This is a genomic window from Streptomyces sp. SDT5-1, from assembly GCF_052245995.1.
Taxonomy (GTDB): domain Bacteria; phylum Actinomycetota; class Actinomycetes; order Streptomycetales; family Streptomycetaceae; genus Streptomyces.
The window spans coordinates 1,794,641-1,809,308 of record NZ_CM125963.1 but is presented as its reverse complement, the minus strand read 5'-3'; the positions used below and the strand labels follow the sequence as shown (position 1 = coordinate 1,809,308).

The 14,668-nt window shown below is 64.7% G+C and carries 6 protein-coding genes and 3 rRNA genes; 7 read left to right on the top strand and 2 right to left on the bottom strand.

Annotated features, from left to right (window positions below):
• Positions 1 to 126 precede the first annotated feature (126 nt).
• Both ACTWJ8_RS08505 and ACTWJ8_RS08500 read left to right on the top strand, forming a co-directional pair.
• Positions 127 to 2,100: an acetoacetate--CoA ligase gene (locus ACTWJ8_RS08505; RefSeq protein WP_356385410.1), complete on the top strand. Its 1,974-nt coding sequence runs from the start codon at positions 127 to 129 to the stop codon at positions 2,098 to 2,100.
• Positions 2,101 to 2,200: 100 nt separating this feature from the next.
• Positions 2,201 to 3,103 carry a hypothetical protein gene (locus tag ACTWJ8_RS08500; RefSeq protein ID WP_443263489.1) on the top strand — a complete coding sequence of 301 codons (903 nt, stop codon included), beginning with the start codon at positions 2,201 to 2,203 and terminating at the stop codon, positions 3,101 to 3,103.
• Between the two features lie 73 nt (positions 3,104 to 3,176).
• Here the strand turns inward: ACTWJ8_RS08500 and ptsP are convergent, their stop codons facing one another.
• Together ptsP and ACTWJ8_RS08490 are read right to left on the bottom strand one after the other, a co-directional pair.
• Positions 3,177 to 4,847, bottom strand: coding sequence for a phosphoenolpyruvate--protein phosphotransferase (ptsP, locus tag ACTWJ8_RS08495; protein ID WP_356385404.1), 1,671 nt, complete (start codon positions 4,845 to 4,847; stop codon positions 3,177 to 3,179).
• 74 nt (positions 4,848 to 4,921) lie between these two features.
• A complete protein-coding gene (locus ACTWJ8_RS08490) occupies positions 4,922 to 5,371 on the bottom strand; it encodes a PTS sugar transporter subunit IIA (protein ID WP_356385401.1) in 450 nt (149 codons plus the stop codon).
• Positions 5,372 to 6,056: 685 nt separating this feature from the next.
• Between ACTWJ8_RS08490 and ACTWJ8_RS08485 the strand changes: the two genes are divergently transcribed.
• The 5 genes from ACTWJ8_RS08485 (at position 6,057) to ACTWJ8_RS08465 (ending at position 14,583) form a co-directional block, all read left to right on the top strand.
• Positions 6,057 to 7,582 (top strand): 16S ribosomal RNA (locus ACTWJ8_RS08485).
• 303 nt (positions 7,583 to 7,885) lie between these two features.
• Positions 7,886 to 11,008: ribosomal RNA gene (locus tag ACTWJ8_RS08480) — 23S ribosomal RNA — on the top strand.
• Between the two features lie 90 nt (positions 11,009 to 11,098).
• A 5S ribosomal RNA gene (rrf, locus tag ACTWJ8_RS08475) occupies positions 11,099 to 11,215 on the top strand.
• Together the 16S, 23S and 5S rRNA genes form the textbook arrangement of a ribosomal RNA operon.
• Before the next feature lie 151 nt (positions 11,216 to 11,366).
• Positions 11,367 to 11,975 carry a CDP-alcohol phosphatidyltransferase family protein gene (locus ACTWJ8_RS08470; RefSeq protein ID WP_443263488.1) on the top strand — a complete coding sequence of 203 codons (609 nt, stop codon included), beginning with the start codon at positions 11,367 to 11,369 and terminating at the stop codon, positions 11,973 to 11,975.
• A 112-nt stretch (positions 11,976 to 12,087) separates the two neighbouring features.
• Positions 12,088 to 14,583 (top strand): sugar phosphate nucleotidyltransferase, encoded by a 2,496-nt coding sequence (locus ACTWJ8_RS08465; RefSeq protein WP_443263487.1) that lies wholly within the window; start codon positions 12,088 to 12,090, stop codon positions 14,581 to 14,583.
• The last annotated feature ends 85 nt before the right edge of the window (positions 14,584 to 14,668 follow it).

The following is a 14,668-nucleotide window of genomic DNA, read 5'->3' as shown; positions in this document are numbered from 1 at the left end:
TATGTGGGGCACACCCTGGTGCCGAAGTCGATCACGTGGCATCGTCCTGTGAGCCGCGTCAGGCGTCCGCTCCACGGAGCGCGCCAGCGACGCACACGCCGCGCACGACCTTTCTGGAGCCGCATCATGTCCACCGTGAACCCGTCACCGCTCTGGCAGCCCGACCGGCAGCAGATCGCCGACGCCCAGATCACGCGGTTCCAGGCCTGGGCCGCCGAGCACCACGGCGCGCCGGCCGACGGTGGCTACGAGGCGCTGCACCGGTGGTCGGTCACGGACCTCGAAGCCTTCTGGAAGGCCGTCACCGAGTGGTTCGACGTGCGCTTCACCCACCCCTACGCGCGCGTGCTCGGCGACCGCTCCATGCCCGGCGCCGAATGGTTCCCCGGCGCCACCGTCAACTACGCCGCCCACGCCCTGCGCACTGCCGACGACCCCGCCCGCGCGGACACCCCCGCCATCCTCCACGTGGACGAGACGCACGAGCCCCGCCCGGTCACCTGGGCAGAACTCCGCAGGCAGGTCGGCTCCCTGGCCGCGGAACTGCGCGCCCTCGGAGTACGCCCAGGCGACCGCGTCAGCGGCTACCTGCCCAACATCCCGGAGGCCGTCGCGGCCCTCCTCGCCACCGCGGCCGTCGGCGCCGTGTGGACCTCCTGCGCCCCCGACTTCGGCGCCCGCAGCGTCCTCGACCGCTTCCAGCAGGTGGAACCCGTCGTCCTGTTCACCGTCGACGGCTACCGCTACGGCGGCAAGGAGCACGACCGCCGCGACACCGTCCAGGAACTCCGCGACGAACTGCCCTCCCTGCGCGCGGTGGTGCACATTCCGCTCCTCGGAACCGACGCCCCCGAAGGCGCCCTCGAGTGGTCCGCCCTCACATCGGGGGACACGGCGCCCGTCTACGAAGACGTGCCGTTCGACCACCCACTGTGGGTGCTCTACTCCTCCGGCACCACCGGCCTGCCCAAGGCCATCGTCCAGTCGCAGGGCGGCATCCTCGTCGAGCACCTCAAGCAGATCGGCCTGCACTGCGACCTCGGCCCCGACGACCGGTTCTTCTGGTACACGTCCACGGGCTGGATGATGTGGAACTTCCTGGTCGGCGGCCTGCTCACCGGCACCACGATCGTCACCTACGACGGCAGCCCCGGCTATCCCGAGACCGGCGCCCAGTGGGCCGTCGCCGAACGCACAGGCGCCACACTCTTCGGCACCTCCGCCGCCTACGTCATGGCCTGCCGCAAGGCCGGCGTGCACCCCTCGCGCGACCACGACCTGTCCCGCGTCAAGTGCGTCGCCACCACCGGCTCCCCGCTGCCGCCCGACGGATTCCGCTGGCTGCACGACGAGGTGCGCGACGACCTGTGGATCGCGTCCGTCAGCGGCGGCACCGACGTCTGTTCCTGCTTCGCGGGCGCCGTACCGACGCTCCCCGTCCACATCGGCGAACTCCAGGCGCCCAGCCTCGGCACCGACCTCCAGGCATGGGACCCCGAGGGCAACCCGCTGACCGAAGAGGTCGGCGAGCTCGTCGTCACCAACCCGATGCCGTCCATGCCGATCCGCTTCTGGAACGACCCCGACGGCAGCCGGTACCACGACAGCTACTTCGACACCTACCCCGGAGTCTGGCGCCACGGCGACTGGATCACGCTCACCGAGCGCGGCTCCGTCGTCATCCACGGCCGCTCCGACTCCACCCTCAACCGGCAGGGCGTCCGGATGGGCTCCGCCGACATCTACGAGGCCGTGGAGCGGCTCCCCGAGATCCGCGAGTCCCTCGTCATCGGCCTGGAACAGCCCGACGGCGGCTACTGGATGCCCCTCTTCGTCCACCTCGCCCCGGGCGCCACCCTCGACGACGCGCTGCGCACCCGCATCAAGCAGGTCATCCGCGAGCAGCTCTCCCCGCGCCACGTGCCCGACGAGATCATCGAAGCCCCCGGAGTCCCGCACACCCTCACCGGCAAGCGCATCGAGGTCCCCGTCAAGCGCCTGCTCCAGGGCACACCGCTGGAGAAGGCCGTCAACCCGGGCTCCATCGACAACCTCGACCTCCTCAAGTTCTACGAGGAAATCGCCCGCAAGCGCGCCTGACCCACCGGCCGGAGCGGCCCCGCACGGTCACCGATCGTCGCGTTGTCAGTGCCCCTGATTACTCTGAGTGAGCATCGACGGATCGCACTCAGGGGGAATCATGGGGCACACGCACGACAGCACCACGACCGGCATGCGCAGCGTCCTGCGCCGCGAAGTGGCGGGCACCATCGGCCTGTTGGCCGACGAGCAGGACTTCGCGGCCATGCGGCACTACCGCAGCTTCACCTTCGACGACCACACGACCTACCTGAACCAAGTGGAGGGCCTGCTCAAATCCCTCGCGGAGGCGGGCGGGCACACCACCGTCACGCTCTTCGACCCCGCCGAGTTCACCGAATTCTGCGCGGCGGAGGGCATCGACCCGGACGACGCCGGCAGCCGCACCCGTTTCACCGCGGAGCTCGCCTCCACCGGCCCCGGCGTCGCCTACCAGGGCCAGCCCATGGCCGACCTCGTCCCCGAACTGGTGGAGGAGGCCGTCCGCCAGGCCACCTGGGAGTACGCGACGTCCATCCTTTCCAAGACCGGACTGTGCACCGTGTGCGGACAGGACGTCGGACGGATGGCCTTCGCCAGGGCCTCCTATCTGGTCGCCCGCATGATCGAGGCTCTCGGCGACGGCGCCCACCACTGGGTGTGCAGCGTGCTCACCGACAGGGAGCCTCTGCACGCCGTGCTCCACGTGGACGCGACCGAGACCGACACGGTGAAGCTCGACGAGTCGGCGGCCATGGAGGTCACCGCCGTCATCGCCCTCGCCATCGTCACCCGACGCGCCTGCGCGGTCATCGTCCGCAGCTCGGTCGCGGGCCAGGAGGACCGCGTCCACGGCTGGCACCTCAAGGACGAGGGACTCCGCCCCATCCCCGCGAGCCGGGTCTTCGACGCCTACTGCACCGACGCGAACTCTGGAGACCTCTCGGCACCGGAACCCGGCGTGAACTACTGCACCGCGCCGGACGTCGCCGACACCGAACAGGACGGGAGGCACACCCACTAACCCGCCGAACAGACGCGAAGGGCGCCCCGCCCAAAGGCGGAGCGCCCTTCGAAAAGGCACCGATCGTGCTCGACTACTCGCCCGAAAGCACGGCCTGAGCGGCGTTGCGCGCTTCCTCGGCGGACTCGGCGGCACGCGCCGCGGAAGCCGCACGCTCGCACTGCGCCAGCGTGTACTTGGCGAGCGTCGCCCGCACGTACGGAATCGACGCCGCACCCATGGACAGGGAGGTGACACCCAGACCGGTCAGAACACACGCGAGCAGCGGGTCGGACGCCGCCTCACCGCAGACGCCACAGCTCTTGCCCTCGGCCTTCGCCGCCTCGGCGGACAGCGACACCAGGTCGAGCAGCGCGGGCTGCCACGGGTCCTGCAGACGCGACACCGCACCGACCTGACGGTCGGCGGCGAACGTGTACTGGGCCAGGTCGTTGGTGCCGAGCGACAGGAACTCGACCTCCTGCAACACGGACCGGGCACGCAGCGCGGCGGACGGAATCTCCACCATCGCACCGAACTTCGCCTGCAGCCCGGCCTCGCGGCAAGCGTCGGCGAAGGCCTTGGCGTCGGCACGGTCGGCGACCATCGGCGCCATGACCTCGAGGTAGACGGGGAGCCCCTCGGAAGCCTTCGCCAGCGCGGTCAGCTGCGTGCGCAGCACCTCCGGGTGGTCGAGCAGCGTCCGCAGACCCCGCACGCCCAGCGCCGGGTTCGGCTCGTCGCCCGGCGTCAGGAAGTCGAGCGGCTTGTCGGCGCCCGCGTCGAGCACACGCACCACGACACGACCCTCGGGGAACGCCTCGAGCACCTGCCGGTACGCCTCGACCTGCTTCTCCTCGGACGGCGCGTTCTTGCTGTCGTCCAGGAAGAGGAACTCGGTACGGAACAGGCCGACGCCCTCGGCGCCCGCCTCCACCGCGGCAGGCACGTCGGCGGGACCGCCGACGTTGGCGAGCAGCGGCACCTTGTGGCCGTCGGACGTGGCGCCGGGACCGGTCGACGCGGCCAGCGCCGCCTTGCGCTCGGCGGCAGCGGCCTCCATGGCGGCGCGCTTCTCGGCGCTCGGGTCAACGAAGATCTCACCGGTGCTGCCGTCGACGGCGACCACGGAACCCTCGGCGAGCTCACCGGCACCGGGCAGGGCCACCACGGCCGGCACGCCGAGGGCGCGGGCCAGGATGGCGCTGTGGCTCGTCGGCCCGCCCTCTTCGGTGATGAAACCGAGCACGAGCGCGGGGTCGAGCAGCGCGGTGTCCGCGGGAGCGAGGTCCCGGGCGATCAGCACGTACGGCTTGTCGCTGTCCGGAACGCCGGGCATCGGCACACCGAGGAGACGGGCCACGATGCGGTTCCGCACGTCGTCGAGGTCCGCGACTCGTCCTGCCATGTACTCACCGGCGCCGGCGAGCAGTTCGCGGTAGTGCGAGAACGCGTCGTAGATGCCGCGCTCGGCCGTGCTCCCGACGGCGATACGACGGTCGACATCCGCGATGAGCTCGGGGTCCTGAGCGATCATGGCCTGGGCCTCGAGCACCGCCTGGGCCTCGCCGCCGGCCAGATTGCCGCGCGCCATCAGGTCGGCCGCGACAGCCTCGACGGCCTGACGGGCGCGCCCCTGTTCGCGCTCCGCCTCCTCCGCCGGGATCTGCTTGGCCGGCGGCTCCAGCACCGCCGTTCCCATGTGCCGAACCTCGCCGATCGCGACACCGTGGCTTACGCCGACGCCTCGCAGCGTTGTCTCCATCTCACCGTCTCCGATAGTGCGGCGAGCCGTGCCGCCGCGTTGATAGTCCTGCTGGCCGTCAGTGACGGAGCGTGTCACTTCCAGCTGAAGAGCGCGTCACCGGCCTTGACGTCCCCGTCCTCGACGACGTCGGAGAGGGACTCGGCGGTGGCCTCCAGGGCGACGACCGGGCAGATCGGCGACTTGCCCGCGGCCTCGACGGCGGCCGGGTCCCAGCGGACCACGGACTGACCGCGCTGCACGGTGTCGCCCTTGTTGACGAGCAGCTCGAAGCCCTCGCCGTTCAGCTGCACGGTGTCGATGCCCAGGTGCGTCAGCACCCCGTGACCCTGCTCGTCCACGACGACGAAGGCGTGCGGGTGCAGGGAGACGACGATGCCGTCGACGGGAGCGACGGCGTCCGACGCCTCGCGCGCGGGGTCGATGGCGGAGCCGGGGCCGACCATCGCACCGGAGAACACCGGGTCAGGAACGGCGGAGAGCCCGATGGCGCGTCCGGTGAGCGGGGACGTCACACTGGTCATGGCAAGCCTCCCAGGGGCGGAGATTCGGGGTCGCCGTCACTGCCTGTCCTGGACGGCGCACTGTTCAGAAGCGTAAGTCATAAAAAGTCCCGGTTCCCTACGAGAGGTCCCGGTTGGCGGACGTAGGGGCCGCGGGCAAACGATTTGCGCCGAAGCTCGGGCCCGATGTACTGTCGTACCCCTGCTGAGGGCCAACAGACGTCAACGAGCGTCCACCACCCCGGCAGCATCTATCAAGTCCTAAGTCGCATTGTGAACCGTGCTTCTGCATGTCTGCGGAGCGTGGCAAGCGGGCCGAAAAAAGACTGATAGTGTTTGACCTCGCCGAAGGAAGAACTGCGAAAGCGGAAATTCCAAAGGCATGCGTCAATCCGAGGAAATCGGCCGGTGAAACGGTCTGATAGAGTCGGAAACGCAAAACAGCAAGACCGAAGGGAAGCGCCCGGAGGAAAGCCCGAGAGGGTGAGTACAAAGGAAGCGTCCGTTCCTTGAGAACTCAACAGCGTGCCAAAAATCAACGCCAGATATGTTGATACCCCGTCTCCAGCATTCGCTGGGACGAGGTTCCTTTGAAAAAGTCCTGTCGGTCTTTGATCGGTAGGCGCACAGCGAGGACGCTGTGAACGGTCGGATTATTCCTCCGACTGTTCCGCTCTCGTGGTGTCACCCCGATTACGGGGAAACATTCACGGAGAGTTTGATCCTGGCTCAGGACGAACGCTGGCGGCGTGCTTAACACATGCAAGTCGAACGATGAAGCCCTTCGGGGTGGATTAGTGGCGAACGGGTGAGTAACACGTGGGCAATCTGCCCTGCACTCTGGGACAAGCCCTGGAAACGGGGTCTAATACCGGATGACACTCCTTCAGGCATCTGGAGGGGTTGAAAGCTCCGGCGGTGCAGGATGAGCCCGCGGCCTATCAGCTTGTTGGTGAGGTAGTGGCTCACCAAGGCGACGACGGGTAGCCGGCCTGAGAGGGCGACCGGCCACACTGGGACTGAGACACGGCCCAGACTCCTACGGGAGGCAGCAGTGGGGAATATTGCACAATGGGCGCAAGCCTGATGCAGCGACGCCGCGTGAGGGATGACGGCCTTCGGGTTGTAAACCTCTTTCAGCAGGGAAGAAGCGAAAGTGACGGTACCTGCAGAAGAAGCGCCGGCTAACTACGTGCCAGCAGCCGCGGTAATACGTAGGGCGCAAGCGTTGTCCGGAATTATTGGGCGTAAAGAGCTCGTAGGCGGCTTGTCGCGTCGGTTGTGAAAGCCCGGGGCTTAACCCCGGGTCTGCAGTCGATACGGGCAGGCTAGAGTTCGGTAGGGGAGATCGGAATTCCTGGTGTAGCGGTGAAATGCGCAGATATCAGGAGGAACACCGGTGGCGAAGGCGGATCTCTGGGCCGATACTGACGCTGAGGAGCGAAAGCGTGGGGAGCGAACAGGATTAGATACCCTGGTAGTCCACGCCGTAAACGGTGGGCACTAGGTGTGGGCAACATTCCACGTTGTCCGTGCCGCAGCTAACGCATTAAGTGCCCCGCCTGGGGAGTACGGCCGCAAGGCTAAAACTCAAAGGAATTGACGGGGGCCCGCACAAGCAGCGGAGCATGTGGCTTAATTCGACGCAACGCGAAGAACCTTACCAAGGCTTGACATACACCGGAAAACCCTGGAGACAGGGTCCCCCTTGTGGTCGGTGTACAGGTGGTGCATGGCTGTCGTCAGCTCGTGTCGTGAGATGTTGGGTTAAGTCCCGCAACGAGCGCAACCCTTGTTCTGTGTTGCCAGCATGCCCTTCGGGGTGATGGGGACTCACAGGAGACCGCCGGGGTCAACTCGGAGGAAGGTGGGGACGACGTCAAGTCATCATGCCCCTTATGTCTTGGGCTGCACACGTGCTACAATGGCCGATACAATGAGCTGCGATACCGCAAGGTGGAGCGAATCTCAAAAAGTCGGTCTCAGTTCGGATTGGGGTCTGCAACTCGACCCCATGAAGTTGGAGTTGCTAGTAATCGCAGATCAGCATTGCTGCGGTGAATACGTTCCCGGGCCTTGTACACACCGCCCGTCACGTCACGAAAGTCGGTAACACCCGAAGCCGGTGGCCCAACCCCTTGTGGGAGGGAGCTGTCGAAGGTGGGACTGGCGATTGGGACGAAGTCGTAACAAGGTAGCCGTACCGGAAGGTGCGGCTGGATCACCTCCTTTCTAAGGAGCATCTAGCGTCCCGCAAGGGATGCCAGAGCCACTACGTCGGCAAACGTTCGACGGTGGATAGCTCATGGGTGGAACGTTGATTATTCGGCACACTTGACCTGCTCTGGTCGCGAGTACTGCTTCGGCGTGGAAAGCGAGATGGAGGGGCGAGGGTGTCGGGCACGCTGTTGGGTGTCTGAAGGTACGGCCGCGAGGTCGCCTTCAGTGCCGGCCCCGGTGAAGCGCCAAGGTTCTTGGTGTGTGACGGGTGGTTGGTCGTTGTTTGAGAACTGCACAGTGGACGCGAGCATCTGTGGCCAAGTTTTTAAGGGCGCACGGTGGATGCCTTGGCACCAGGAACCGATGAAGGACGTGGGAGGCCACGATAGTCCCCGGGGAGTCGTCAACCAGGCTTTGATCCGGGGGTTTCCGAATGGGGAAACCCGGCAGTCGTCATGGGCTGTCACCCGCTGCTGAATATATAGGCAGTGTGGAGGGAACGCGGGGAAGTGAAACATCTCAGTACCCGCAGGAAGAGAAAACAACCGTGATTCCGGGAGTAGTGGCGAGCGAAACTGGATGAGGCCAAACCGTACACGTGTGAGACCCGGCAGGGGTTGCGTGTGCGGGGTTGTGGGATCTCTCTTCCATCGTCTGCCGGCGATGGGACGAGTGAGAAACCGTTGATGTAGGCGAAGGACATGCGAAAGGTCCGGCGTAGAGGGTAAGACCCCCGTAGCTGAAACGTCAGCGGCTCGTTTGAGAGACACCCAAGTAGCACGGGGCCCGAGAAATCCTGTGTGAATCTGGCGGGACCACCCGTTAAGCCTAAATATTCCCTGGTGACCGATAGCGGATAGTACCGTGAGGGAATGGTGAAAAGTACCGCGGGAGCGGAGTGAAATAGTACCTGAAACCGTGTGCCTACAAGCCGTGGGAGCGTCGGATATGTGCTTGCACATATCTCGTGACTGCGTGCCTTTTGAAGAATGAGCCTGCGAGTTTGCGGTGTGTTGCGAGGTTAACCCGTGTGGGGAAGCCGTAGCGAAAGCGAGTCCGAATAGGGCGATTCAGTAGCGCGCTCAAGACCCGAAGCGGAGTGATCTAGCCATGGGCAGGTTGAAGCGGAGGTAAGACTTCGTGGAGGACCGAACCCACCAGGGTTGAAAACCTGGGGGATGACCTGTGGTTAGGGGTGAAAGGCCAATCAAACTCCGTGATAGCTGGTTCTCCCCGAAATGCATTTAGGTGCAGCGTCGTGTGTTTCTTGCCGGAGGTAGAGCACTGGATAGGCGATGGGCCCTACCGGGTTACTGACCTTAGCCAAACTCCGAATGCCGGTAAGTGAGAGCGCGGCAGTGAGACTGTGGGGGATAAGCTCCATGGTCGAGAGGGAAACAGCCCAGAGCATCGACTAAGGCCCCTAAGCGTACGCTAAGTGGGAAAGGATGTGGAGTCGCAGAGACAACCAGGAGGTTGGCTTAGAAGCAGCCACCCTTGAAAGAGTGCGTAATAGCTCACTGGTCAAGTGATTCCGCGCCGACAATGTAGCGGGGCTCAAGCGTACCGCCGAAGTCGTGTCATTGCAGCTATACGCCCAACGGCGGCTGTGATGGGTAGGGGAGCGTCGTGTGCCGGGTGAAGCAGCGCCGGAAGGTAGTTGTGGACGGTTCACGAGTGAGAATGCAGGCATGAGTAGCGATTCACACGTGAGAAACGTGTGCGCCGATTGACTAAGGGTTCCTGGGTCAAGCTGATCTGCCCAGGGTAAGTCGGGACCTAAGGCGAGGCCGACAGGCGTAGTCGATGGATAACCGGTTGATATTCCGGTACCCGCTGTGACGCGAAAGACATCGAATCCAGTGATGCTAAGGCCGTGAAACCGCCCGCGCCGGCTTTGCCGGTGGTGGGAGTGGTGGAGCCGCTGACCCAAGTTGGTAGTAGGTGAGTGATGGGGTGACGCAGGAAGGTAGTCCAGCCCGGGCGGTGGTTGTCCCGGGGTAAGGGTGTAGGACGTGATCCAGGTAAATCCGGTTCACATGAGTCTGAGACCTGATGCCGAGCCGATTGTGGTGAAGTGGATGATCCTATGCTGTCGAGAAAAGCCTCTAGCGAGTTTCATGGCGGCCCGTACCCTAAACCGACTCAGGTGGTCAGGTAGAGAATACCGAGGCGTTCGGGTGAACTATGGTTAAGGAACTCGGCAAAATGCCCCCGTAACTTCGGGAGAAGGGGGGCCACTTCTGGTGATCACTCTTGCAGTGTGAGCTGGGGGTGGCCGCAGAGACCAGCGAGAAGCGACTGTTTACTAAAAACACAGGTCCGTGCGAAGCCGTAAGGCGATGTATACGGACTGACGCCTGCCCGGTGCTGGAACGTTAAGGGGACCGGTTAGTCACATTTCGGTGTGGCGAAGCTGAGAACTTAAGCGCCAGTAAACGGCGGTGGTAACTATAACCATCCTAAGGTAGCGAAATTCCTTGTCGGGTAAGTTCCGACCTGCACGAATGGCGTAACGACTTCTCGACTGTCTCAACCATAGGCCCGGTGAAATTGCACTACGAGTAAAGATGCTCGTTTCGCGCAGAAGGACGGAAAGACCCCGGGACCTTTACTACAGTTTGATATTGGTGTTCGGTTCGGCTTGTGTAGGATAGGTGGGAGACTTTGAACCCGGTACGCCAGTATCGGGGGAGTCGTCGTTGAAATACCACTCTGGTCGTGCTGGATGTCTAACCTGGGTCCGTGATCCGGATCAGGGACAGTGTCTGATGGGTAGTTTAACTGGGGCGGTTGCCTCCCAAAGGGTAACGGAGGCGCCCAAAGGTTCCCTCAGCCTGGTTGGTAATCAGGTGTTGAGTGTAAGTGCACAAGGGAGCTTGACTGTGAGACCGACGGGTCGAGCAGGGACGAAAGTCGGGACTAGTGATCCGGCGGTGGCTTGTGGAAGCGCCGTCGCTCAACGGATAAAAGGTACCCCGGGGATAACAGGCTGATCTTCCCCAAGAGTCCATATCGACGGGATGGTTTGGCACCTCGATGTCGGCTCGTCGCATCCTGGGGCTGGAGTCGGTCCCAAGGGTTGGGCTGTTCGCCCATTAAAGCGGTACGCGAGCTGGGTTTAGAACGTCGTGAGACAGTTCGGTCCCTATCCTCTGTGCGCGTAGGAATATTGAGAAGGGCTGTCCCTAGTACGAGAGGACCGGGACGGACGAACCTCTGGTGTGCCAGTTGTTCTGCCAAGGGCATGGCTGGTTGGCTACGTTCGGGAGGGATAACCGCTGAAAGCATCTAAGCGGGAAGCCTGCTTCGAGATGAGTATTCCCACCCCCTTTGAGGGGTTAAGGCTCCCAGTAGACGACTGGGTTGATAGGCCGGATCTGGAAGCACCGTGAGGTGTGGAGGTGACCGGTACTAATAGGCCGAGGGCTTGTCCTCAGTTGCTCGCGTCCACTGTGTTGGTTCTGAAACCACGAACAACCGTCGAAGCCGTCAAGGCTGCGGCTCCGGTTGTGTGTTTCATAGTGTTTCGGTGGTCATAGCGTGAGGGAAACGCCCGGTTACATTCCGAACCCGGAAGCTAAGCCTCACAGCGCCGATGGTACTGCAGGGGGGACCCTGTGGGAGAGTAGGACGCCGCCGAACTCATATTGCAAGGAAAGCCCGGACCGGGATACGGTCCGGGCTTTTCTGCGTTTAATGGGGAGGCGCCGACCGCCCCCCTTGCTCTCGCCCCTCGACACGGAGGGTAAAGTCAGGGGGCATCGTTGGTTCGTTCCCCACAGGAGGCCCCCGGGTGGAGGTCCAGGAGACCCGTGTTCAGACGGACAGGGTCCTCACCATCCCGAACATCCTCAGCATGGCGAGGCTCGTCGGCGTACCCCTCTTCCTGTGGCTCATCCTGCGCCCTGAGTTCGGGGGCCCCAAGAGTGACGGCTGGGCGTTGCTCGTGCTCGCGCTGAGCGGCGTCAGCGACTATCTCGACGGGAAGCTCGCGCGGCGCTGGAATCAGATCAGCAGCCTTGGGCGGCTGCTCGACCCGGCCGCCGACCGGCTCTACATTCTGTCCACTCTGGTCGGTTTGACCTGGCGTGACATTCTGCCCATTTGGTTGACCGCCGTACTTTTGGCGCGTGAACTGGTTCTTCTGGTGATGGTGGGGATCCTCAGGCGGCACGGCTATCCGCCGCCGCAGGTGAACTTCCTCGGGAAGGCCGCTACGTTCAACCTGATGTATGCGTTCCCCTTGCTGCTTCTCAGTGACGGATCGGGATGGATCCACGAACTCGCGGCCGTTTTCGGGTGGGCGTTCGCCGGATGGGGTACGACACTGTATTGGTGGGCAGGGATCCTCTACGTAGTACAGGTCCGCCGGCTTGTCCGGGCGGACACCAAGGCCGATTGAGCTCGCCATTGCGCGTTGGCGGAGGCCAGATGGGCCGCAGTGAGAACTGCGGGCCATTCCGGACGGGCGAAGTCGGCTAGACCGTCGTCTCTTCAAGGAGGACGCTTCCGACATGAAGGCCGTCGTGATGGCCGGAGGCGAAGGCACTCGTCTTCGCCCCATGACCTCGAGCATGCCCAAGCCGCTCCTGCCGGTGGCCAATAGGCCGATCATGGAGCATGTACTCAGGCTGCTCAAGAGGCATGGGCTCAGCGAGACCGTGGTCACCGTGCAGTTCCTGGCGTCTCTCGTCAAGAACTACTTCGGTGACGGCGAAGAGTTGGGAATGGAGCTCACCTATGCAAACGAGGAGAAACCGCTCGGCACCGCCGGCAGCGTGAAGAACGCCGAGGAAGCGCTGAAGGACGACTCTTTCCTCGTCATCTCGGGTGACGCCCTCACCGATTTCGACCTCACCGAGCTCATCGAATTCCACAAGGAGAAGGGTGCGCTCGTCACGGTCTGTCTGACCCGAGTGCCCAACCCGCTGGAATTCGGAATCACCATCGTCGACGAGGAAGGAAAGGTCGAGCGCTTCCTGGAGAAGCCGACCTGGGGGCAGGTCTTCTCCGACACGGTGAACACGGGCATCTACGTCATGGAGCCCGAGGTCTTCGACTACGTCGAACCAGATGTTCCGGTCGACTGGTCCGGAGACGTCTTCCCCCAACTGATGAAGGAAGGCAAGCCCATCTACGGCTATGTCGCCGAGGGCTACTGGGAGGACGTCGGCACACACGAGAGCTATGTGAAGGCGCAGGCCGACGTTCTCGAAGGAAAGGTCGACGTCGAACTCGACGGGTTCGAGATCTCGCCCGGCGTATGGGTCGCAGAGGGCGCGGAGGTGCACCCCGACGCCGTGCTCCGCGGGCCGCTCTACATCGGCGACTACGCCAAGGTCGAGGCCGATGTCGAGATCCGCGAGCACACCGTCGTCGGCTCGAACGTCGTCGTGAAGAACGGCGCCTTCCTGCACAAGGCCGTCGTGCACGACAACGTCTACATCGGGCAGCACTGCAATCTGCGCGGCTGCGTCGTCGGCAAGAACACCGACATCATGCGGGCCGCGCGGATCGAGGACGGCGCGGTCATCGGCGACGAGTGTCTGGTGGGCGAAGAATCGATCGTCCAGGGCAATGTGCGGGTCTACCCGTTCAAGACCGTGGAGGCCGGCGCCTTCGTCAACACGTCGGTGATCTGGGAGTCGCGCGGGCAGGCCCATCTGTTCGGGGCCAGGGGCGTCTCCGGGATCCTGAACGTCGAGATCACGCCCGAGCTGGCCGTAAGGCTCGCGGGGGCGTACGCGACGACCCTGAAGAAGGGGTCGACCGTCACGACCGCGCGTGACCACTCGCGTGGTGCGCGGGCGCTCAAGCGGGCCGTGATCTCCGCGTTGCAGGCCAGTGCCATCGACGTACGGGACTTGGAGAACGTGCCGCTGCCCGTGGCGCGGCAGCAGACCGCGCGGGGCAGCGCCGGCGGGATCATGATCCGTACGACGCCGGGGGTGCCGGACTCCGTCGACATCATGTTCTTCGACGAGCGCGGAGCCGACCTGTCGCAGGGCAGTCAGCGCAAGCTCGACCGCGTGTATGCGCGGCAGGAGTACCGCAGGGCGTTCCCCGGGGAGATCGGTGACCTGCACTTCCCGTCGAGCGTCTTCGACTCGTACACGGGTTCTCTGCTGCGGAATGTCGATACGACGGGGATCGCCGACGCCGGTCTCAAGGTCGTCGTCGACGCGTCCAACGGCAGCGCCGGGCTCGTGCTGCCCAGCCTGCTCGGGCGGCTCGGCGTCGACTCGCTGACGATCAACCCGGGGCTCGACGAGTCGCGGCCCACCGAGACCGCGGACTCGCGCAGGGCAGGGCTCGTACGGCTCGGGGAGATCGTGGCGTCGGCCCGGGCCGCGTTCGGCGTGCGGTTCGACCCGGTCGGCGAGCGGCTCTCGCTCGTCGACGAGAAGGGGCGGATCGTCGAGGACGACCGGGCGCTGCTCGTGATGCTCGATCTGGTCGCCGCGGAGCGCAGGAGCGGGCGGGTCGCGCTGCCCGTGACCACGACACGTATCGCCGAGCAGGTCGCGGCGTACCACGGGACGCAGGTCGAGTGGACGACGACGTCGCCCGACGACCTGACGCGCGTGGGGCGCGACGACGGGACGATCTTCGGTGGTGACGGCAAGGCCGGGTTCATCATTCCCGAGTTCAGCAGCGTGTTCGACGGGGCCGCGGCGTTCGTGCGGCTCATCGGGCTCGTGGCCCGTACGCAGTTGACGCTCAGCCAGATCGACGCGCGGATTCCGCGGGCGCACGTGCTCAAGCGGGATCTGGCGACGCCGTGGGCCGTCAAGGGCCTGGTCATGCGCCGCGTCGTGGAGGCGGCGGGCGAGCGGTCCGTCGATACCACCGACGGCGTGCGGGTCGTGGAGGCCGACGGGCGCTGGGTGATGGTGCTGCCCGACCCGGCGGAGGCGGTCACGCATCTGTGGGCCGAGGGCCCGGACGACGCCTCGGCCCAGCAACTCCTCGACGAGTGGTCGGCCGTGGTGGACAGCGCGGGACGCTGACGCGCGGATACCCGCTGCTCGGCGCCCATTTCGGGCGCCGGGCAGCCGGTCGGTGGCGTCGTCGGGTGCTACCAGTGGGGTCGTT